Here is a 22715-nt window from a genome sequence, read left to right on the forward strand (position 1 = left end):
ACTTTTTTTCTAATGTAATGTTAACGTGATTTTATACCTATATTTTGGTAAAATTAAGATGTAGTGAAGTTTATGTGTTATAAAAGAATGTGTTGTCAAATGAGCGCGTGTTTTATAAGCAACGGGCATAAAAGATATAACATAATGATAACGCTTTCTTTTATTTGTATATCATTAAATTTTTAAGGAATAGGTGAAGTAAAAAGTGTTTACTTTACAAACACGACTAAAGAAGAGGGAGGAGGGGAAAAATGAGTTTTTTTAGACGTTTATTTTCTAAAAAAGAGCAACCATCAGATAGTTTAATAGAAAAAGAGAGTATAGGGAGACAAGAAAAAGAAATTCAATTTAGAAAAAGAGGAAGCTCAGAGAGTTTAGAATCTGAATGGAGGACTGTTCCTAATTATATAGCAGCTGATGAAGAGGAATATGAGATTGTTTCCTTGATTGTGACAGCAATAGCCGCAGGAGACAAACCAGAAAGCCAATTTAAAATTAAAAAAATAATGAAAGTAAACCCGGAAGTAGAGCTTGTTTCGGTGATTGCAGCTGCTATAGCGGCAGGAGATAATTCAGAGCGTAAATATATTGTGAAGTCAGTTAAACAGAAAAATGACAGGAGGATGGATGATGTTAAGGAAATTTAAAATCAAAATTGACGGGAAAGAATATTTAGTAGAAATGGAGGAAATTGGTGGGGTGCAGCCTCAGGCTATTCCTGCCGCACCAGTACCAACAGCTCCAGTTTTACCAGTTACTCCAGCAGTTGAGGAAGCTGCACCAGCCTCTCCTCCGCCGTCATCGACGACTTCTGCAGAAGATGACGCTATGAAGGCGCCCATGCCCGGGACTATCTTGAGGGTCTTAGTTAATGACGGAGATACTGTCAAAGAAAATCAGCCTTTGATGATCTTGGAAGCCATGAAAATGGAAAATGAGATTGTCGCAGAAAAAGCAGGAAAAGTGATTGGTGTCCATGTTACCCAAGGACAAATTGTCAATGCCGGTGATGCATTGATTACTATCAGATAATGAAAAGGGGTTGACGGAGTGGAGACATTAATTCAAGGCATTACATCAATAACTGGAGGACAAATTGCCATGATGGCGATTGGCGCTTTATTGATGTTTTTAGGGATAAAAAAAGAATATGAACCGACATTGTTAGTGCCGATGGGCTTAGGGACAATACTGGTCAATTTTCCCAGCTCGGGTGTATTGACCCAAGTATTTGGCGGGGTAGAACAAAAAGGTGTTTTTGAAATATTATTTGACGCAGGCATTAGGACCGAATTATTTCCTTTGCTGATTTTTATTGGCATCGGCGCCATGATCGACTTTGGTCCACTGCTGCAAAATCCGTTTATGCTGTTATTTGGTGCTGCGGCTCAGTTTGGGATATTTTTTACAGTTATTGTTGCAATTTTATTTGGTTTTAATATTCAAGAAGCAGCCTCGATTGGCATTATCGGTGCGGCTGATGGGCCAACAGCTATTTTTGTGGCGAACACACTGGCAGAAAACCTGCTTGGACCAATCACGGTCGCCGCATACTCCTATATGGCCTTAGTCCCGATTATTCAGCCGATAGCTATTAAAGCAGTGACAACAAAAAAAGAACGCCAAATCAGAATGACGTATAAAGCTGAAAGTGTGTCTAAAATGACTAAGATTCTGTTCCCGATCATCATCACGATTGTGGCAGGATTTATCGCACCGATTTCATTGCCTCTTGTGGGATTTTTAATGTTTGGTAATTTACTGCGTGAATGTGGTGTGCTGGATCGCTTATCTTTTACCGCTCAAAATGAATTGGTCAATATTGTCAGCATATTATTGGGGTTGACGATTTCATATAAAATGCAAGCAGATGAGTTTCTTAATGTGCAAACATTGATGATTATCGCTTTTGGTTTGGTTGCGTTTGTGATGGATTCTATCGGTGGAGTATTATTTGCCAAGTTATTGAATTTGTTCAGAAAAGAAAAAATCAATCCGATGATCGGGGCAGCAGGTATTTCGGCTTTCCCGATGTCAAGTCGTGTCATTCAGAAAATGGCAACAGAAGAAGACCCGCAAAATTTTTTATTGATGTACGCAGTGGGGGCAAACGTGTCAGGACAGATTGCTTCAGTCATCGCAGGCGGGTTATTGCTGGCTTTCTTTGCTTAGATTTTTTTGAGAGAGAGAAGGGAGAATATTATGAATATAGAGGCATTAAAAATCGGTTTCGAATTGATGCTCTTTGGAATGGGCGGAGTTTTTTTAGTGTTATTTTTACTCTACTTGGTTTCGATTGCTTTATTAAAATTATTTCCGGCAAAACAAAAGATAAAATGATGAATGCTGCTGGAAGAATATACAAATTAGAGATAAGACGGTTAACAAATCAAGTTGCCAAAATCAAAATAGACTTTAGTGATGCTGCAGAAAGGAGAAGTGTATGACGGGAAAAGTACTTTTTACAGAAACTGTTCTTAGAGATGGTCAACAAAGTCAAATTGCTACGCGAATGCCGATAGAAGATATGCTGCCGATTTTGCAAACCATGGACACAGCCGGATACCATGCTTTAGAAGTATGGGGAGGGGCGACATTCGATGCGTGCTTGCGATTTCTCAATGAAGATCCATGGGAAAGATTACGAAAAATCAGAGCAGCAGTTAAAAAAACAAAGTTACAGATGTTATTGAGAGGACAAAACTTGCTGGGATATAAAAACTATCCTGACGATGTGGTTGAATGTTTTATTCAAAAGTCGATAGAAAATGGTATCGACATCATCAGAGTTTTTGATGCCTTAAATGATACACGAAATTTGATGACTTCCATTGAAGCCACTCGAAAGTATGGGGGCCATTGTCAGTCGGCAATTTCCTATACAACAAGTGATTTCCATACCATTGAGTATTATGCAAAATTGGCCAAAGAACTGGAACAAATGGGGTCAGATTCTATTTGTATCAAAGATATGGCTGGAATTTTAACACCTCAAGATGCTTATCAACTTGTTTCGGCAATCAAAGCTGAAATCGATGTGCCGTTGGAAGTTCATACTCATGCTACAAGCGGTATTTCGGAGATGACTTACTTGAAATCAGTGGAGGCAGGTGCAGAAATCATTGACACAGCTATTTCTTCTTTTTCTGGTGGAACAAGTCAACCGGCCACTGAATCACTGGCAATTGCCTTGGGGACGTTAGGTTATGAGACGGGCTTGGATATGGAGAAAATTGCGGCCATTGCCAACTACTTTAACCCAATCAGAGATAAGTATCGTAAAGAAGGTTTGCTGAATCCTAAAGTTAAAGATACGGAGCCTAAAGCACTTATTTACCAAGTACCAGGTGGGATGTTGTCAAACTTATTAAGTCAGTTGGAAGACCAAGGATTGAGCGACAAATATGAGGCTGTGCTGATGGAAGTTCCTAAAGTACGTTCAGAGTTAGGATATCCTCCTTTAGTGACGCCACTTTCCCAAATGGTGGGGACCCAAGCAGTCATGAATGTTGTCAGCGGCGAGCGCTATAAGATGGTACCAACAGAGATCAAAGATTACGTCAAAGGATTATATGGCAGACCGCCAGTTCCAATTTCAGAAGAAATTGTTAAATTAATTGCTGGCGATGAAGAAATCATCACAGCACGTCCGGCAGATTTATTGAAACCTGCCATGGAAATATACAAAGAAGAAATCAAAGATTATGCACATACAACAGAAGATGTTCTGCTCTATGCACTGTTTCCAAAGCAAGGCAAGGATTTTCTAGGCAGACGGGAAGATCGTTTTTATGACGTGCCAGTGCAGACGGTAAATGTTGAGATAAGTATATAAAATCAAGAAATAAAATGCATTAATATTTTTTGAAGACCCGTTAACAAAAATGCTAGGGAAAAATCCCTAGCATTTTTGTTTAAATATTATATTAGTTCAATTCAGCAGCTTGCTGTATTGATACTCGTTCACTAATTTTGAGGAACGGAAGATAAACAACTACCCCTAATGCAATCAGCAGAACTTGCAAGACCGGTGCTCGCCAATCTCCCCCAGTGGCGAGCCATCCACTGATGATTGGTGGAGTAATCCACGGCACCATTACAACGGTTTTACTTACCATTCCTGCAGCGGTCGCTGCATAGGCAATGATCGTTTGCAAAGCAGGAAGTACAACAAAAGGAATCATCATCGGTAAGTTAAAGACGATTGGCAAACCGAAAATAACGGGCTCGTTGATTTCGAATAATCCCGGAGCAACCGCAAGCTTTGCAATTTCTCGGTAAGGTCGGAATTTTGAAAACAAGAATATAGCAACCAATAATGAAATAGTTGCTCCAGTTCCTCCCATTTGAGCGAATGCTGTTTGGAATGGAGCTGTTAGGATATGAGGCGGCTCGGTTCCATTAGAAAATGCCAGCATATTGTCGGTAATGTTTTGAGTCATAAAAGGTTCGGTGAAGGATCCATTGATAACAGATTGATGGATACCGAAAGTGAACAGGAAGTTACCTAAACTGTACAAGAATAAATAACCAGGTAAACTTGTTCCAATTCCTCTTAACGGTTCCTGAATCAGTGTGACAATAAGTGTAACCAAATCTTTACCAAGGGTAATATCTAAAATTAATGCTAATGCTGCAAATAATGAGATACTTATCAAAGATGGAATCAGCACGTTAAAGGACTTTTCAACTGCCGGAGGAACACCTTCTCCTAAATTGATTTTCAATTTCTTTCTGTTGGATAAAAAAATCAATAACTCAGTTTCAACTAAGCCAATAATAATTCCGGCGAACATAGAAGATGTTCCAAGGTTGCTGAAAGTTAAGATGCCGCTTGTTACGATTTCTACATCACCAGAAACAGAAGTGACAGAAACGCTTAAAGGCATCATCACCACTAATGTAGCTAATGCCATGAGTGCTGCTGAAATCGGGTTTTCAAACAAACGGTTTTTAGACAGGAAATAAGCGATGGCCGGACACAATAATAAACCGGCTATATTTAAAGTACCGTTAGTAATGCTGTTTCCAAATTGTTGCAAGGTAACTAATGTATCACCATCTGCGATCCATGGGAATAAAACGTTGTTTACCATCACAGCAAGACCTGCCAAAATAAACAACGGCATAATCGTAGCAAAGGCATCTCGCAATGAACGTAAATGAATTTGCCCTCCAAGCTTTGAAGCGATTTCTACAAACTTATCCATTTTACTACTTTTTTGAGTTTCCATAATGTGACCTCCTTTGATTTATTCCAATTTTTCTCCATTAGATTTTATTACTTGCTGCAACCATTGATAACTTTTTTTAGGAGTACGTTTTAAATCTTTCAAGTCGTGATTTTCCCGGTTAACGTAAACCACACCATAACGTTTGCGCATATCTCCTTGAGAACTGAGAATATCGATTAGTCCCCACCCAAGATAGCCTAAAATATCAACGCCATCTAATTCAACAGCATCTTTCATCGCTTGGAAATGTTTACGATGGTAGTCAATACGATAATCATCTTCAATAGGATTTTTGCCATCCCATTCCTCAATAACGCCAATGCCGTTTTCTATCGGGAAGACGGGTAAATTGTAACGATAATACATTTTATTAAGAATATCTCTGAACCCTGTGGAATCTATTTGCCAATTCCATTCGGTGGTGTCAAGGTAAGGATTGTCTTGTTTTCCTTTTTGTAAATAGTAGTTAGGTGCTGTTCCTGCCGGGACATTTTTGTGATTGACAGTTGTACTGGCGTAGTAGCTAAACGTTAAGTAATCACTGTAAACTTTTGCTAATTCTTCCAGTTCTCCTGCCATGATGTTCAGATCAATTCCCTGATTTTTAACAAATGTCAGGTAATATTCAGGATATTTTCCTCTAGTAAATACTTCAAGCAAGGAATGATTGACAAATTCATCAAATTCTCTGGCTAATCTGACATCTTCTGGATGACAAGTAGCTGGATAGACTTCTTGATAAGCTAACATGCCGCTGATTTGGCAATCGGTATGTTCATGAATGTAATTTGCAACGTATGCATGTGCCAACATGGTGTTGTGCTGAATCTGATATAATTCTTCAAGAGTTTCTTCTCCATCAAGGTAGCCGGCAGTTCTGAAACCTTCTGGTAAATGGAAACAGTTTTGCTCATTGAAAGTCAACCAGTGTTTCACTTTGTGTCCAAATCTTTTAACCATTTCAATTCCGTAACGTTTGAAAGCTTCCACGACTTCTTTGCCCAAAAAGCCATTATATTTTTTAGCCAAGTTGAGCGGCATGTCAAAGTGGTAAAGGCAAATCATTGGTTCGATGCCTCTGGCAATCAGTGCATCAATAAAAATGTCGTAAAACTTGATGCCTTCTTCGTTCCATTCACCGTCCCCCATGGGGTTGACACGACTCCAGGATATTTGGAAACGATACATATTCATGCCTAAATCTGCCATGTAATCAAAGTCTTCAAGATAACGGTGGTAACTATCGGTGGCCACTTTCCAATCTGACGCATGTTCGCTGGCTTCCCTGATATCGTAAACTGATAAACCTTTCCCTCCTTCATTCCAAGCACCTTCAGTTTGCATGCTAGATACTGAATTACCCCAATAAAAATTTTTCTTTAGCAAAATAATACCTCCATTTCTAATAATTATCTCTATTATATCTCGTTTATAAAGCGCTTTCGTTTCGTAATTAACCAACATTTTCAGAATTTCTAATTTGTTTCATAATATGAAACGTTTTATGGTATAATCGTCTTGGAAATCACGTCTTATAGATAGAAGGAGAAGGTGCATATGAAGTATGATTTGTTGCTCCGGCTGCAGCGCTTCAATAATCATTATCAAGATCAAGACGATATAGACACACGTATTTTGAAATATTTGATGAACCACATGAATTTGGGTACGATTACTTTAAGGCACATTGCTGAGGAATGTTATACTTCCAAGTCCAGTGTGCACCGCTTTATAAAAAAACTCGGCTATGCCAGCTTTTCAGAATTTCAAATGAGTTATTATAATATTCCGACCACTCGACGGGAAGCGAAAATTGATGCTCAAATTGTCGCTAAAGGAAACAACAGTAATGATAACGAATTTATCCGTCACCGGTTTGATTTGATTTTAAACGATTTAAACGCCTATCGCGAAGAAATCAATTTAGCTCAAATTGAATATGTTGCTGATTTGATTCATCAGTATAAACACGTACATATCTACTCGACCATGATACCGGGAAATTTGGCGGAGATTCTACAGTTTCAACTGCTGGCTGCTGAAAAACACATCGAATATTTTCCGCTCCTTGGTGATCAAATAAAAATGGCAGAAACATTGGATAAAGATAGTTTAGCTATTTTTATTTCATTGGAAGGAAGCTATATCAGTAATAAAGAACTGACATTAAAAATCATAGCTTCAGATGCTTACAGGCTTCTCATCACACAAAATCCTAATATGAAGTTCTCCAATCTTTTCGACAAAGTGGTTCCGCTAGGTTCCCACCACCATGAACTTTCAGGAAAGTACAAACTTTTGATATTTATCGAATTTTTGATTCATAAGTATCATTTAAAGTATGGCAATATCTAGGTCAAGACCATAAAAAAGCATTATTGCAAAAAATAGTTGCTCTATGGAAGGGGTTAATCTATGACGCTTTTAGCACAAATTTTTTTATTTATCGTATTGGTTATGTTATCAAATCTGCTGAACCACTACATCAATGCTGTTCCGCTTGCACTTATTCAAATAGCTTTAGGACTTTTGACAGCTCTCCTGTTTGATTTTGAGCTTTTGATACCCTCGGATTTATTCTTACTTTTTTTCGTGGCACCGTTGCTCTTTCACGCCGGTCGCCGTTTTCCAGTCAAACAAATAAAAATTTTGACTTGGCCTACCATTGCATTTTCAACACTACTTGTTTTTGTGACGGCTTTTTTTGGTGGGGCAGCTATTCAGGCTTTTATTCCAGCCTTGCCTCTTGCCGGGGGAATTGCCCTGATGAGTATTTTAGCGCCTATCGACCATATTATGGTGGACGAAAATATCAAGCTGGTTCCTTTGCCTCAAAAAATTCTTCGTCTGGTTGAAGGGGAGGCTCTTGTCAATGAAGTGAGCGGATTGACCGCGTTTAAGTTTGCGATTTTGGCGATTACTACCGGTCATTTTTCAATGCGGGAAGCATCCGCAAATTTTTTCTATAGTTTAGTTGCGGGGTTTATTATTGGATATTTTCTCATCAATGTGATTAATATTTTTGAAAGCTGGGTCATTGAGGAGGGCATCAACGACACTATTTTCATGACACTTATCCAGCTCGTCACGCCCTTTTTTATTTATTATGTTGCGGAGCATTTGCTGCATGCTTCCGGAGGGATTGCCGTTGTGACAGCGGGAGTTTTATCACAAAATACGCCCTTGAAGATTGGCAATCTCATCCCTGATTTGCTGATTACGAGAGAGCATGTTTGGCATTTGGCAGTTTATTTATTGACCGGAGTGATTTTTATTATATTGGGCATGGAATTTGTTATCGCTTTTCAGCATGTCTCATCTCCCACCGCTAGTTTTTTGGTAACGGTCGCTTTTTGCATTATTTTAGCCTATTTGATTTTGTCTCTGATTCGTTTTCTTTGGACGTGGGGATACATCAAGCTGGAGCAGCGAAAGCCTTATACTTATGATCAGCCGTGGCTCACAGCTCTGACAGCTACATTGATTGGCAGTCGAGGTGCCATCAATATGGCCTCTGTTTTGTCTATCCCTTTATTGGTTGATACGGGACAGCCATTTCCTCACCGGGACTTTATTATTATTGTTTCTGCCGGTGTTATCGGTTTGAGTATTATTGTTCCGCCATTGTTTGTTCCATTTTTATCAAAGCGCTTGGCAGGTTCAAACACGACATGGGTCACTGCTTCCCACCAAAGAGGCTTATCTTTAGAGACTTTGGAAGAATATGAAGCGCGTAAAATGATTGTTTCACGAGCCATTGATTATTTAGAGAAAGTGAATGAAAAAGAAGATCAGTTGGCAATTCTTGACTTGCTGACAGAATACCAGATTTTATCAAGAAAAATAGACAGGGAAATCATGTTGTTGCAGACAGAAAACAGCAATGGTTTTGAAGATGAGGAAGAAGAAGCAGTCAACTTTGCCCTGAACAGCGAAGTCAGGTATTTAAATCAATTGTTAATAGAAAAAGAAATCGATCAGACGCTTTACCGCTTTTTTAAAAGTAATATTGTCCGTAAAAAGCAGCAGTTCAAGACCAAAAAGATGACGTTCATCACCCGTCTTAAACAGATGATTATCTTGCAATTCAAACTAGATCAACTTGCAAAGCTTTTTATTAAGAAGCAGTCGGATTTTATTAATGAAGAAAAAATTTATCAGGTAGAATTGGATTGTTCCCTCAAAGCTATTGAAGACATTGAAAAAGAAATTCGAGCTCAGAAAGATAAAAAAAATCACTATGTGGTAACTTTAGACTATTTGATAAAAGAATATCAGAATAATATCGAGAGAATTTATCTTTACGGTGCGGATAAAATGGAGGATTACTTGTTTGAATTGTATGAACTGCATGTTCAAACATTGACCGCTGAACGGGCATTTATCCAGCAGTTGTATGAAGAAGGGCGCATTTCTAGAACTTTGGCTGCAAAACTGCGTCAATTTGTAAATTACTCGGAGATCTCGATGATGGCAATCATCCACAGTGACGAATCTTTTTAATCGGTAGTGACGGTGTGTGACAAGAGATTTTTTTTATGATTGCTTGAATCAGCTTGAGAAAAAATCATATGAAGTTTTCTTTATACGTTTATCCTATTGACCATGAGAAAAGTAAAAATGAACTGATGAGTTGTTTATAGTTGATATTTTGAAAGAGACAGATAAATTAAAACCAGACATCTTCTCCTAATCTGAGAGAAAATATCTGGTTTAGAATTTAAAAAGCAATGCGGCCGAGAAGACTCGAACTTCCACGATATTGCTACCACTAGCGCCTGAAGCTAGCGCGTCTGCCAATTCCGCCACGACCGCATAGGTACATAATAATACTATTTTTCCAGTAATTCAAGTTTTTTCATGTTCCAAACTATCCGTTAAAAAAGACGGTATGATAAATAAGAAGAAAAAAATTATGCCGCTTTTTTGCAAGAAAGGGCATAATTTTTACGTCATAGTTAGTCATACAAACATTTTTCTGCTGTTTTATTACCCACATCAATCAGGACTTGAAACCCATGATTATTCTCATCTTGATCCCAAATTTCGATAAACTGGGGAACAACTTCAATTAAGATTTCTGTTTTTTCATGGGGGTAAGCAGTATAGCTGTTTTTCCAATGTTGTTCATACAATTCTTGAAAAAATTTATTTTCTTCCAAAACGACTAACCCGTGGTTTAATGCCACTCCTTCGATTTGGACTCCCCAGTGACAGATGGCAACATTAGGGTTTTCAAGTAATTGTTTAGTTTTAGGAAAATTTTTATCCGTTTTAAAATATATTTTTTTATCATGAATGATGCAGCTGACATTTCTTACAGAAACTTTATCGTCTAAAGAAGAACCGAGAGCCATGATTTTTTTCTTTCCTAATTTATGAAAGCATTGCTCCATTGCCAAACTAAACTCCATGGGTTTCTCTCCTTTTATTGAAAATAACTGATAATTTCTTGAAAAGACCAACGACAATCGTTGCATTGACACCTAATTTTATCAGGTTGAAAGGAATAATTCCTAGCATGACCAGTCTAGGAACGCTATTCACATAAGGATTGACAGCTTGTGTCATTTTAATGATAGCTTCCATGGATAACCCGTACAAACGGCTGTAAAAAGGGATGATGAAGTAGATATTTGACAAGCAAGCAATAAAGGTTGTAAAAATTACGCCTGAAAAAATGCCTAATGACAGTGAGGCGTTGGTTTGCTTCTTCCGATAAACGAACCATACCGGCAAAACAAAACTGCTGCTGAGAATAAAATTTTGAATTTCTCCTGTAAACATTGAACTTGAACCGACTGTAGCGATTTTTATCAACAATTTGATCGTCACTACCCCCACTCCTGAAAGTGGGCCGTATAAAAGAGTTGCTAAGAGTTCGGGAATCGCTGCTAAATCAAAGTCCATGAATGGGGGCATAAAAGGGAGTGGAAACTTCAGCAACATCAGTAAATACGCAATAGCTCCCAAGAAAGCAACCGTCACCATTTTTTGTGTTTTTTCATTCCGCATTAATTGTCATCTTCCTTTCCAAATAAAAAAGCTCTGCAAATAATTCTGCAGAGCGTACTAATTAAAGTATTTTACCTAGGATAAATTCTAGGTATACCAAATTGTTCCTTCTTTCATCCAGACTTTACTGTCGGTTTCAGAATTTCACTGAATCAACCATTTAAGGTTCGCGGACTTTACCGCCGGTCGGGAATTTCACCCTGCCCTGAAGAACTATTCTATTGTGAATATTTTCTCATGACCAAGAAGATTTGTCAATGCTTCTCTTTTTAAAGCTATTTGTAGTGATAGTTGAATCTGTTTAGCAAAAAATCACGACTTAAACCGTTGCTTTTGTGATTTTTCTTTTAAACTGTCGCCGATTAAACTAGAATAGAGGATGAAGAGATAATAACCGACTGGAGGTCAGAAAGATGAACGATATTATTCAAAGCTTATTTGATAGGAAGTCGATGCGAGTGTATTTAGAGAAAAAAATCCCAGACGAAGCTAAGGCATTGATTTTGGAATCAGCTATTCAAGCACCAAGTGCAGGGAACCAATTAATGTATACCATTTTGGATATTACAAACAAAGAATTGTTGAAGAAATTATCAGTCAGTTGTGATAACCAGCCATTTATTGCTGATGCAGCGATGGCACTGATTTTTTGTGCCGATTACCAGAAATGGATCGATACTTTTTCTCTAGTTGAAGACACCCCAAGAAAACCGGGAGTTGGTGAACTGTTGCTGGCATGTAATGACGCACTGATTGCCGCCCAAAATAGTGTGGTAGCAGCTGAAAGTTTGGGGATTGGCTCATGTTATATTGGTGATATCATGGAAAAATTTGAGTATCATAAAGAATTGCTGAATCTTCCGCAGTATGTTTTTCCAGTGACCATGCTAGTCTTTGGCTATCCTATTGAAAAACAAAAAAGACGGCCAAAGCCTAATCGTTTCGCTAAAAAATATATTGTGCACGAAAATACTTATCATCGTTTGGATGAGAATTCACTGCGTACAATGTTTGAGGAGAGAGCGGCATTGTCGCCGAAAACATCATTTGACTTTGAAAAATGGGTGCAGGCTTTTTATCGCCGAAAATTTGACTCTGATTTTTCAAAAGAGATGACTCGTTCTGTTGGGTTGTATATTGAGGAGTTTACAAAGGATTAGCAGTGGTTGAAAGAGTGGTTAGAGAAGTTGTTGATTTTAAAAATAGTTTAGTTGTTGAAAGAATAGAATGATTTTCTAAAAAAGCCACTCTGGGGTGATTTATGGTTTTTTGATTAAAAAGTAAGTCTTTTTAGGATGTGTGCACAATGTTCCTAAGGAATTCAAAATATGTTAGAATCAATGTTTTAATTTAGGAAGCAGGATGAGTTGTTCCATTTATTTATACTTCTTACGATAGTTAAGGAAAGGATGAATTTGGAGGCTGAGATTGGCTAGCTACGTCAAAAATATTTTAAAAATGGATATATTTCTTAAAAAGTTATTTTATCTTCAAGATAAGTGATTCATTTTTTGTCATATGGTAAGATAAAAAGCATTTTATTGCTTGAAAAACACCTCTGGATGTTAACCTGCTTAGGTGCAGACATCCAGAGGTGTTTTATATTAAAATAGAGAATTTAGGTAGTGTTAAGATCTACTCTTCCACATAAGCATTTTTATAGTCAAATTGTGCTCCTGTACTGTGTGAGATGACACCTTTCAAATTAGGATTTCTCAAGCGTGCTTCCGCTTTTTGGAAAATAGGATTGATGGCAGCTTCCCCTAGTAAGATGTTTTCAGCCTGAACATAATCATCCCATCTTTTATTTTCATCTGCCACATCAGTAGTTGCGGCTTTTTTAACTAATTCATCGTAGTCTGTATTACTATATTTCCCATAATTGTGCGGGGAGTCCGTAGTAAACAGATCCATAAAGCTGCTTGGGTCAGCATAGTCTGCGCTCCAACCGAACAGGAACAAATCAAATTCTGTTTTCTGTCCTTTTTCGATAGCCACTGACACAGGTACGATACTGACGTCAATTTTTGCGCCGTCTAAATTATCTTCGATAGAGAATTGGATTGCTTCAGCTAATTTTTTAATAGCATCATCATCATAAGCCAATAAATCTAAAGTAATCTCAGTAGTTCCTGTTTCTTTTTTAGCTTCTTCCCATAACTTTTTAGCTTCTTCAATGTCTTCCTTCACAAAATTAGTTGTTTCATCAGCAAAATCTTTTTGGTTCGCAGGGCTAAAAGACATGCCACTAGGTACCAAACCTTTGGGAACGACGGAACCATTGGCCAGTATCTGATCAACGATTTGTTTTCTGTCTAAGACAAGTAAGATAGCCTTGCGAGCTTTTTCATTTTTGAAAAAATCATTAGTATGGTTGTAGGAAATATACGTCGTTCCAGCTTTGTCTAAAGAAAGAAATGCTTCATCGTCTTGATACTGCTGGGCGAGTTCGCCTGTCAACGCTAAATCATCTACTTCGCCCGCTTCAAATAATTTAACACTTGTTCCGGGTTCTTTGATGACACGGTTTGAGATACGATCCAATGTTACTTTATCCTTATCCCAGTACTGGTCATTTTTAACATAGGTCCATTCAGTATCTGTGCCGGGCCCGTCAAATTCTTCTAAGACAAACGGCCCGTTGTAAATCAGGTTTGTGTTTGTTTTTGCGTATTCGCTTTTTTCTTTCTCAACAAATTCTTTGTTTTGAGGAAAGAAGGTTGGAAATGCTAGGAGACTTTCAAAATAAGGTGTTGGCTGGGCTAAAGATACTTCCAGTTCGTAGTCATCCTTGGCGACAATTCCTAGCGTGTCAGGGTCGGCTTTTCCTTCAATGATATCACTGGCATTTTCAATACTGTTAAATAAGTAATTATATTCTGATCCAGTGTCAGGAGAAACTGCTTTTTGCCAAGCGAAAACATAGTCGTTTGCCGTAACAGGCGTACCATTTGACCAAGTCGCCTCTTCATTTAGTTTGATAGAATATGTCAGCAAGTCCTCGCTGATTTCAGGTAATTCTTTGGCACCTGCAGGAATGATAGTGTTACTTTCGTCTAAGCGATACAGTCCCTCCATGACATTGTTCAATGCCGTAATCCCGTATGTGTCTGTAGCCAAAGTCGAATCAAGCGTGGATAATTCCTGATCAACTACGATGGCGATTTCTTGACGGGTGTTCTCTTTGTTTTCTTGCCCGTTTTCTGTTTTAGCACAACCCGTCAAAAAAACAGATAAAATTGCAAATGTTAATATTTTTTTCATACTCTCACTCCTTTTCTAATCATTTTATAATATTAAGTGTTTTAAGTCAAAATTATAAGGCTCAAGCAGATGAAGAATATACTTCACTTTACTATCTATGTTTATGCAGCATTTTTATAGTTTCTTTTTATTAAAGAGGCTGATTTTAATAGAGTATTACGTTATAATATTTTTTATAAGCTTAAGTCACACGATAGTATACCGATTGATAAAAATCGATGTTTTATTTTTTAGTTTTTTTGTCAGATTTTGGTAGCGGTTTCTTTTCAGGCGTAAATCAGGTGCTTATGAATAATTTAATGGGGTGAACTAATTGTACAGTATAGGGTTAGATATTGGAATTGCCAGTGTTGGCTGGTCAGTTATTAATGATTCAACTGGCAGAATTGAAGATTTAGGAGTACGGCTATTTAGTGCTCAAAATAGTGCCAACAACTTGGAAAGGCGGAGTCAAAGAGGGGGAAGGCGTTTGACTCGCCGACGCAAAACAAGATTAAAGGATGCTAAAAAAATTCTAGCGTCGCTCCAGATGAACAATGATAGCAAACTGAAAGATTCCAATCCTTATGAACTCAGAGTAAAGGGTCTTGAAGAACAACTGTCAAAGGGAGAGATTTATAAAGTTGTTGTTCATATTCTAAAAAAACGTGGCATCAGTTATTTAGATGAAGAGAGTCATGAAGGAGTAGAGGACATTGAAAACTATAAAACACAGGTTCAAAAAAACTGGGATTTAGAAAGAAAATTGACGCCTGGGCAAATTCAGCTTTCTCGTCTAAAAGAGAACAGAAGAATCAAAACAGGACTTAATGCTCATGGGGAGTATCAGCTCAATATATTTACTGTAGGTGCCTATGCTCGTGAGTTGGAAATGATCTTAAGAAAGCAACAATCTTTCTATCCGGAAATCACTGAAGAGGTAATTCAAAAATTTGTTGAGAACAATACTGCTGAAAAAGCAGGACTAGCTTATCGGAAAAGACCTTATTATCATGGACCGGGAAATGCGGCTAATCCTAGTCCGTATGGCCGTTGGAAAGATTATAAAATAAATGGGAAACCGGCAGAAAATATTTTTGATCAGCTGATTGGCACAGACTTACAGGGAGAACTTCGTGCCAGCGGTATTAGTTTGAGTGCCCAGCAATTTAATCTTTTGAATGATTTGAATAATCTTGTGTTGCCTACGGAAAACAAAAAAATAACCACAGAGGAAAAAGAAAAGATTTTGACAACTTTAATGGAAAAAGACATCAAAGTTTTTGGGCCAACACAATTAGCTAAAATGCTGGGTTTTAAAAAAGAAGACATCAAAGGCTGGCGAGTGGATAAAAAAGGAAAACCAGAAATCCATGCTTTAAAATCTTATAGGGAATGGCGTAAAGTTTTCAAAGCAAACGGACTGGAGTTGAACGGAATCTCTGTGGAAGTTGTTGACAAGTTAGCAACGATTGTGACACTTAATACTGACCGTGAAGGCATTGAGAACACTTTGACAGTTGAGTTGCCTGACTTATCCGAGGAAATCAAAACAATTGTCATGGAAAATTTTAGTGTGTTAGGTAAAGCAAACAGCAATAAAGCTTGGCACAGTTTCTCAATCAAAACGCTGAATCTATTAATTCCTGAATTACTGCATACCTCAGATGAACAAAATACTATTCTGGAAAGATTGCAGTTGAAAAAAAATATTCGAAATAAATATGCAGAATATCAAAGATTGCCCTTTATGGAAGTTTTGGAAGAAATTTATAATCCCACAGTTAAAACTTCTGTGAGGCAGGCGTTTAGAGTCATGAATGATTTATTAAAAAAATATGGGAAAGACAGTATTAGCTATGTCACAGTGGAGATGCCAAGGGATAAGAATGAGGAAGACCAGAGAAAAACCATTAAAAATATTCAAGCGGCTAATGAACAAAGGAAAAAGGCAAGCGAAAAATATTTTTTGGAAAATTCAGGCTGGAGTGCAGCTCAATTGGAGCTAGAATTACGCCGCAAAGGATTTGCTGCAAAATTAGGCTATTATTATGAGCAGCAAGGAAGATGTGCTTACAGCGGGAAAAAAATAAGTGCAGAGGATTTGAAAACAGCTGCAACTGAAATTGACCATGTGATTCCTTTGTCTATTAGTTTAGATGATTCGATTAATAATAAAGTTCTTGTAAAAGCCAGCGCTAATCAGGAGAAAGGACAACGTTCGCCGTATCAAGCATTCATGGACGGTGCTGAGTTGGGTCAGACATGGTCCGATTATCAGTCATGGGTGAATCAAACGATAAAAAAACTTCATAAAAGAAAAATAATGCTAGAGACTCGAGATATATTTGATCCTGAGGTTCGTGAAGGGTTTATTGCCAGAAATCTTAATGATACACGTTACTCCAGTAGAGTAATTTTAAACACACTTCAGAGTTTTTTCAATCAAAGTGAGACAAAAGTAAAAGTTGTTACAGGCAGCTTTACACATACCCTCAGAAAGAAATGGGGAGATGCTCTAGAAAAAAGTAGGGAGACCCATCATCACCATGCTGTTGATGCTACTTTGTGTGCGGTAGCTCCTTTTGTAGAAATCAGTCGTTTTAAGTATCATTATAGTGATGATGGAGAAAAGTCCATGGTTGATACAATCACAGGAGAAAAAATACCTTATCGAGAATTTAAAAAAATGAAGCCAGATGAACGAAAAACATATATTCCGAAATGGGATGATTTCATCAGTCAATTAGTACCATTAAATCTGTATGACAAAATAGAATTTTCCCATCAAGTAGATAAAAAGTGGAATCGTAAAGTAAGCGATGCAACTCTTTATTCAACTCGTGAAGTTGAAAAAGTAGAAATCAAGCGGAACAGAGAAGTTAAAACCAATGAAACATTTATTATCGGAAAAATAGATAATATTTACACAGTGCAAGGATGGAAAGATTTTGAAAAGAAAAAAGATAAACTGTTAATGAGAGACATCGATGAAAAAACTTACAACCATTTGTTAGACATTGCTTCAAACTACCCAGATTTTGAGGAAATAGAGGAAGTAAACGGGAAAATAAAAAAAGTTGAGCGTTCACCATTCGAAAGATATTGCCATGAGAATCATGTTTCGGGAATCCAAAAATATTCCAAAAAAGGCAATGGTCCTTTAATCAGAAGTCTGAAGTATTATGACAAAAAACTGGGAAATCACATCAACATTACAAGGGATGAAAAAGGAAATCGTGTAGAGAAGAATAAGCATAATAAAAAAACAGTTTTACTTTCACTTAATCCTTGGCGGACGGATGTTTACTTTAATCCAGATAATAAACAGTATGAGCTGCTTGGAATAAAATATAATCATCTTCAGTTTGTGAGCAATCAATATGGTATCCCGAAAACTACTTATGAAAACCTTAAAAAAGAAGAAAAAATTGGAGAAAATAGTAATTTTTGTTTTAGTTTGTATCGAAAAGATGGGATAAAAATTGAATACGGAGAAGAAGTTTTCGAAGGACTGTTTCATTCCAGAACAACGTCCAATCGCAACTATTTTGAAGCTAAACCCATTCATAAAAGTAAATGGGATGATAAAGAAGAATTGCCTATTTTTGGGAAAGTATCATCAGGGAGATTTATTAAAGGATTAAAAACTGGTATGAATTTAGTGAAATTCAATACTGATTGTTTGGGGAGGAGATATTACGTAACCCATGAACAACTGAAAGATATTATAGAAGACAAGTAGAACTTGGGATTGTTAGAAAGGTAAGAATAAGCAAGACTAGAGGTCGGGTTATATTTTAAAATTATTTTTAGAAAAGGTCTTTTCAACGGAGTTTTTTTATGATAATCTAAGGGTGTAGCCGACGGGCTGCCGTGTTCGACGGAACACGAATTTGATAATAATTTACTGATAGGAAATTATTATAGGATCTACAAAAATAAGGCTTTATGCCGAATTTATCACCCACCATCAGGTAGGGTGATTTTTTTGTAAATTTTTTTAGAAATGAGGGGAAGTGAAGTATGGGATTTCGAACAATATTTGTAAAAAATGGCGATTCATTACGATTAAAATTGGACAATTTGGAAATATATAAAAAAGGTGAAACCTATAGTATTCCGTTGCCTGATGTTGAAAGCGTTATTTTAGAAGGTGGTGATACGGTTATAACAAACAGAATTTTAACAAGATTAGCTCAATATCATATTGATGTCGTTGTTTGTGATAACAAATATATGCCGGCTGGGATTTACTTAGGCATGGGACAATACCATCGGAGTGCTAAACGAGCCCTTTGGCAGACCAACTGGGATGAAAATCTGAAAAAAGAAGCTTGGACTAGAATTGTAAGACAGAAAATAATGAATCAAATAGGCTTTGCCCATTATCAGGGAATTGAAGAGGAACGTTTGATCAATTTAGAAGACCTATGTGAAGCGATACTCCCCGGAGATGAATCAAATCGTGAGGGTCATGTAGCAAAAGTTTATTTTAATTCCTTATATGGTTTGGGGTTTACGAGGGAGGAAGATTGTTTTCCAAATGCGTGTATGGATTATGGCTACGCGATTATTCGTGCTCAGATGGCTAGAAGCGCTGTTTCGTTAGGATTGCTGCCAATGTTGGGCGTTTTCCATAAAAATGAATACAATTCATTTAACTTAATTGATGATCTGATGGAGCCATTTAGACCATTAATGGATTATTATATTCACCAAACAGTTTTGAGTGAAACAGAACAGTATTTAACATACGAAAAGCGTTTGACTTTAATTGATTTTTTAAATCAAAAAATAAAAGTGAATAATAAAAAAGTTTATATCAATCATGCAATGACAGAATTCGTATCATCTTTTATAAAAGCGATGGAATCAAAAAATTTCAATCATTTACACGAGATAACATTCAGTGGTTTTGTGGAGTGTGGAAGAAAGTGAGTTATGAAAGAGTGAGATTAATATGTATGTTTGATTTGCCGTCTGAAACAAAACGGGAGCAGAGGGAATATCGAACTTTCCGTAAACATTTAATAGAAAATGGTTTTGTTATGCTACAGTACTCTATTTATTATCGCAGTTTGCCTAATCGCAGCGCATTAAAGAAATATGAAACGATACTAAAAGCCAAATTGCCAAAAGTTGGGAATATCAGATTGTTATATGTTTCAGAAACCCAGTTTGAAGATATGATTTTGCTTGCTGGCAGTCGGAGTCGTCAAGAAGAAGTAGTTGGCATTAAAAGACTGGTGGTGATTTGATGGCAGAATTTAGGATTGAATATGAAAACGGGAAATTTATTACTCTTGACCTTCAAGATTATTTATTTTTTTACGGTGGGCAAAATGCATGGAAACGCAAAATTATTCGAACGCTTAAACGTTTTTCCTATGCAAAATCTTTAAGTGAACTGGAAGAAACAGTTTATGGAGAAAATGGTATTGAAATTTATTATGATGGTAAGTTGCTAAATGCCAAAAATATGACTGTTTATTTTCTTGAAGATAACACCAGTGTATTTAGTCAGTTAGCATTTTTAAAAGATACTCTGATGTATGAAGAGTTGGAAAGTTTACAAAATAATTTTGAGGTAGGGAAACAAATGGAGTTAATCAATGAAGATATTCTCCACCTTGAAACCATTATCAGCAAGCGTGTCGGCTGCTATTCAAATAATATCGCCTGCACTTTAAGTCCGCTTAATTTTATCGACTTATTAAAAAGACATCTGATATTGAAGTATATAGACGATAATATGGATTACCCTTTATCAATGATGAACTCGAGTGAGTTACTCGATGAGTTTATATATTTGATTAAGGCAAAAATCAAACGTGAAGAACGAATGACTTGGATCGTGTTGGCAAATCCGGAAAGATTTTTGGAAAGAAAAGATATTTCCTATCTATTTGGTCAGCTTCACGATATCGCCACCGAAACTAAACAGCTTAAATTTTTTATTTTAAATAATTCTAGTTTAGTACTGGATTATACAACGGAAGATATCGATAAAACAGTTTTATTGTTTGACGATTATCAACAATTACCAAGTTTTGAAATTTTTAGAGAAAGTATCGAAAGAAATTATCCCGACAAATTTTCTTTAGATGAGTGTCAATTGGTTTCTTCATTTTATAGGGTTTGTAATTTCATCGGTGAATCTAGACACGATATTTACATCAATCCCAAGGATATGGTACTATTACGAGTGATGAAGGAATTATTGATGGATGAAAGCAGGATTGAGACGTCATTTCAGCCTCTCACCCAGTTAGAGAAACAATTTTTAAAAGATTGGTAAAGTTAGCATAATTTAAATTTGAGGTTTTTGTACCCTATATAATTTCCTATCAGTAAAACTTGCAGATGTAATACGATTGACTGTGTCGGCGTTTTTGTACCCTATATAATTTCCTATCAGTAAAACTCAATGATGTGGCTGGCCGAGTGTCAGCCTGTTTTTGTACCCTATATAATTTCCTATCAGTAAAACTTAGACGCCTTTCGTCTTCCCCTATACTTCGTTTTTGTACCCTATATAATTTCCTATCAGTAAAACCACTATATGCTTCCTGTAACTGCCCATTCCGTTTTTGTACCCTATATAATTTCCTATCAATAAAACTAATTTGATAAAATTGTCGACTATAATGGGTATGCTAATGGCTTTCATGAATTTTATTTTAAAACATATATGGACAGCCCTTTGCCTAAAATTTGAAAAATGCGTTCGGACCTTACATCCGAACGCATTTTTCTATTCACTTACTTTGCTGTTAGCTTCAGGAATCTATCGTCAGCCTAAACGCAATTCAGGGTATTCAGTCATATCTAAACAGTTAAGTTAATAAATGTCGACTGACACATAAGCCGCAAGCCGCAACCGCGCCGTTTGTTATATGATATTTTTTCAGTTTAAGCTGTTGTTTTTTCTCTTTAGCCAGTAAAGTAATTTGTTGCTCCATATATTCTTTTAATAAAGCCAGCAATTGAGGTTCATTGAAGAGTCGTCCGTGGATGAGCATTTTATTGGAATCAATCATCATTGAAACATTGTTGATGGTAATCGACAAATATTTGATGGCATTGTGGAGAATATTAATAACCCCTTCATCCCCAAGTTGGTAGGCTTTGAGTATTTTTTCTATGGAAACATCTTCTCTGGATGAGCTCAACTGCCGTAAATAGGTTGACTCAGAATTGTCAAACAGTATTTGCGATTTTTTTATAATCCAGGCTTCGCTAGCATAGGTCTGCAGGCACCCTCTTCTGCCGCATTCGCACAATTCCCCCTCGGGATGTACAATAATATGTCCAATTTCACCCACAAGGATATTTTCTGTTCCATACAGTTGTCCTTGATAAATACTGGAGCAAAACATTCCCCGGGCAACATGAAGGAAGGTGAAATTTTCATCGTGGGAATTTTCCCCAAATAATCTTTCTGTTATCGCCATACACTCCACATTGTTTTCAAAATAAATTGGTAATTCAAATGCTTCTATCATTTTTTTAAAATGAAATTTTTTCCAAAATGGATTATTGGTTTGAATGGTCAGATTTCCCTCATCAAAGTGACCAGGCAATGCAATGCCGATAGCACTCGGTTGGTAAGCATGGCATTCTTGCAGAAAAGTTTGAGTTTCTCTATATAAATTTTCTTCATTCACTACATCAGGAAACGATGTTGTCTGAAATTCTTTTTTCTCATATATTTCCCCGAGATTATCGCAAAGAACGAGAGACAGAAATTTTTCTGATAATTCGATGCCTATGTAGAAACTATGCCTTCCAGAAATATTTAGGAGTATTTTTTTTCTTCCTGATCTTACTTCCTTTGGATTTTCTTCCCCCAGTTCATAAATCAGTTTTTCTTCGATCATATCGGCAGTGATATCACTGACAGTTGCTGGAGTAATACCCGTTTGTTGAGAGATATCAATTCTCGAAAGCGGTCCTTTAGCATATATTTTATCCAATACTTTTATTCTTCTCTCATGCTGGATTTTGGTCATCTTCATCTTTATCCCTCGCTTGTCATCATCATAGATATTATAACATATTGGTTATTTTATATAAACAACTATTTAATTAAAACGATTTGTAAGGGTTGACAAATTATAAAAAATTATTTATCATATAATTAATAACTAAATAGAACTAAATAGTAAAATACAAACGTTTTATTCTTTTATTTAATTATTAAATATAAACAAAAGGAGA

The 22715-nt window shown here is 36.7% G+C and carries 18 protein-coding genes, 1 tRNA gene, 1 CRISPR repeat array and 1 riboswitch; of the genes, 12 read left to right on the forward strand and 7 right to left on the reverse strand.

The window, feature by feature from the left end; translation table 11 throughout:
- Nucleotides 1-251 precede the first annotated feature (251 nt).
- The 5 genes from CBF29_RS03155 (at nt 252) to CBF29_RS03175 (ending at nt 3835) form a co-directional block, all read left to right on the forward strand.
- The gene (locus CBF29_RS03155) at nt 252-647 is read left to right on the forward strand and encodes a hypothetical protein (protein WP_126807237.1); all 396 of its coding nucleotides are present in this window, start codon (nt 252-254) and stop codon (nt 645-647) included.
- Nucleotides 631-1032, forward strand: coding sequence for an acetyl-CoA carboxylase biotin carboxyl carrier protein subunit (locus CBF29_RS03160; RefSeq protein ID WP_126807239.1), 402 nt, complete (start codon nt 631-633; stop codon nt 1030-1032). The genes CBF29_RS03155 and CBF29_RS03160 overlap by 17 nt, the downstream gene beginning before the upstream one ends.
- An 18-nt stretch (nt 1033-1050) precedes the next feature.
- Complete coding sequence (locus CBF29_RS03165) at nt 1051-2172, forward strand: sodium ion-translocating decarboxylase subunit beta (RefSeq protein ID WP_126807241.1); 1122 nt, start codon at nt 1051-1053, stop codon at nt 2170-2172.
- A 30-nt stretch (nt 2173-2202) separates the two neighbouring features.
- The gene (locus tag CBF29_RS03170; protein ID WP_126807244.1) at nt 2203-2340 is read left to right on the forward strand and encodes an OadG-related small transporter subunit; all 138 of its coding nucleotides are present in this window, start codon (nt 2203-2205) and stop codon (nt 2338-2340) included.
- A gap of 103 nt (nt 2341-2443) precedes the next feature.
- Nucleotides 2444-3835, forward strand: coding sequence for an oxaloacetate decarboxylase subunit alpha (locus CBF29_RS03175; protein ID WP_126807246.1), 1392 nt, complete (start codon nt 2444-2446; stop codon nt 3833-3835).
- A gap of 91 nt (nt 3836-3926) precedes the next feature.
- Here CBF29_RS03175 and CBF29_RS03180 read toward each other — a convergent pair whose 3' ends face one another.
- Both CBF29_RS03180 and CBF29_RS03185 read right to left on the reverse strand, forming a co-directional pair.
- Nucleotides 3927-5234, reverse strand: a complete 1308-nt coding sequence (locus tag CBF29_RS03180) for a PTS sugar transporter subunit IIC (RefSeq protein ID WP_126807249.1) — start codon at nt 5232-5234, stop codon at nt 3927-3929.
- An 18-nt stretch (nt 5235-5252) separates the two neighbouring features.
- Nucleotides 5253-6626, reverse strand: coding sequence for a glycoside hydrolase family 1 protein (locus CBF29_RS03185; RefSeq protein WP_281272907.1), 1374 nt, complete (start codon nt 6624-6626; stop codon nt 5253-5255).
- A gap of 165 nt (nt 6627-6791) precedes the next feature.
- Here CBF29_RS03185 and CBF29_RS03190 point away from each other — a divergent pair, with 165 nt between their 5' ends.
- The gene (locus CBF29_RS03190) at nt 6792-7589 is read left to right on the forward strand and encodes a MurR/RpiR family transcriptional regulator (RefSeq protein ID WP_126807253.1); all 798 of its coding nucleotides are present in this window, start codon (nt 6792-6794) and stop codon (nt 7587-7589) included.
- A 60-nt stretch (nt 7590-7649) separates the two neighbouring features.
- Nucleotides 7650-9737: a cation:proton antiporter gene (locus CBF29_RS03195; protein WP_126807256.1), complete on the forward strand. Its 2088-nt coding sequence runs from the start codon at nt 7650-7652 to the stop codon at nt 9735-9737.
- 228 nt (nt 9738-9965) lie between these two features.
- Here the strand turns inward: CBF29_RS03195 and CBF29_RS03200 are convergent.
- The 3 genes from CBF29_RS03200 to CBF29_RS03210 all read right to left on the reverse strand — a co-directional run bounded on the left by CBF29_RS03200 (nt 9966) and on the right by CBF29_RS03210 (nt 11249).
- A tRNA-Leu gene (locus CBF29_RS03200) sits at nt 9966-10049 on the reverse strand.
- Between the two features lie 143 nt (nt 10050-10192).
- The gene (locus tag CBF29_RS03205) at nt 10193-10648 is read right to left on the reverse strand and encodes a pyridoxamine 5'-phosphate oxidase family protein (RefSeq protein WP_126807258.1); all 456 of its coding nucleotides are present in this window, start codon (nt 10646-10648) and stop codon (nt 10193-10195) included.
- Nucleotides 10638-11249 (reverse strand): ECF transporter S component, encoded by a 612-nt coding sequence (locus tag CBF29_RS03210; protein ID WP_126807260.1) that lies wholly within the window; start codon nt 11247-11249, stop codon nt 10638-10640. The genes CBF29_RS03205 and CBF29_RS03210 overlap by 11 nt, the downstream gene beginning before the upstream one ends.
- Before the next feature lie 101 nt (nt 11250-11350).
- Nucleotides 11351-11466, reverse strand: a riboswitch (FMN riboswitch).
- A 196-nt stretch (nt 11467-11662) separates the two neighbouring features.
- On the opposite strand from CBF29_RS03210, the gene CBF29_RS03215 reads away from it, so the two are divergent.
- Nucleotides 11663-12409: a nitroreductase family protein gene (locus tag CBF29_RS03215; RefSeq protein ID WP_126807263.1), complete on the forward strand. Its 747-nt coding sequence runs from the start codon at nt 11663-11665 to the stop codon at nt 12407-12409.
- A 475-nt stretch (nt 12410-12884) separates the two neighbouring features.
- Here the strand turns inward: CBF29_RS03215 and CBF29_RS03220 are convergent, their stop codons facing one another.
- Nucleotides 12885-14513 (reverse strand): peptide ABC transporter substrate-binding protein, encoded by a 1629-nt coding sequence (locus tag CBF29_RS03220; RefSeq protein WP_126807265.1) that lies wholly within the window; start codon nt 14511-14513, stop codon nt 12885-12887.
- A gap of 313 nt (nt 14514-14826) precedes the next feature.
- Between CBF29_RS03220 and cas9 the strand changes: the two genes are divergently transcribed.
- The 4 genes from cas9 to CBF29_RS03240 all read left to right on the forward strand — a co-directional run bounded on the left by cas9 (nt 14827) and on the right by CBF29_RS03240 (nt 20793).
- A complete protein-coding gene (cas9, locus tag CBF29_RS03225; RefSeq protein WP_126807267.1) occupies nt 14827-18237 on the forward strand; it encodes a type II CRISPR RNA-guided endonuclease Cas9 in 3411 nt (1136 codons plus the stop codon).
- A 281-nt stretch (nt 18238-18518) separates the two neighbouring features.
- Nucleotides 18519-19433: a type II CRISPR-associated endonuclease Cas1 gene (gene cas1 / locus CBF29_RS03230; protein WP_126807269.1), complete on the forward strand. Its 915-nt coding sequence runs from the start codon at nt 18519-18521 to the stop codon at nt 19431-19433.
- Between the two features lie 26 nt (nt 19434-19459).
- Complete coding sequence (gene cas2, locus CBF29_RS03235; protein WP_211334243.1) at nt 19460-19753, forward strand: CRISPR-associated endonuclease Cas2; 294 nt, start codon at nt 19460-19462, stop codon at nt 19751-19753.
- A complete protein-coding gene (locus CBF29_RS03240) occupies nt 19753-20793 on the forward strand; it encodes a P-loop NTPase family protein (protein ID WP_126807272.1) in 1041 nt (346 codons plus the stop codon). Before cas2 ends, CBF29_RS03240 begins: the two co-directional genes overlap by 1 nt.
- A gap of 23 nt (nt 20794-20816) precedes the next feature.
- Nucleotides 20817-21118: a CRISPR direct-repeat array (repeat unit 37 nt; unit sequence GTTTTTGTACCCTATATAATTTCCTATCAGTAAAACT).
- A 213-nt stretch (nt 21119-21331) separates the two neighbouring features.
- On the opposite strand, the gene CBF29_RS03245 is transcribed toward CBF29_RS03240, so the two are convergent.
- Complete coding sequence (locus tag CBF29_RS03245) at nt 21332-22513, reverse strand: ROK family transcriptional regulator (protein ID WP_126807275.1); 1182 nt, start codon at nt 22511-22513, stop codon at nt 21332-21334.
- Between the last annotated feature and the right edge of the window lie 202 nt (nt 22514-22715).

It is taken from the genome of Vagococcus elongatus, assembly GCF_003987645.1.
Classification (GTDB): Bacteria; Bacillota; Bacilli; order Lactobacillales; family Vagococcaceae; genus Vagococcus_A; species Vagococcus_A elongatus.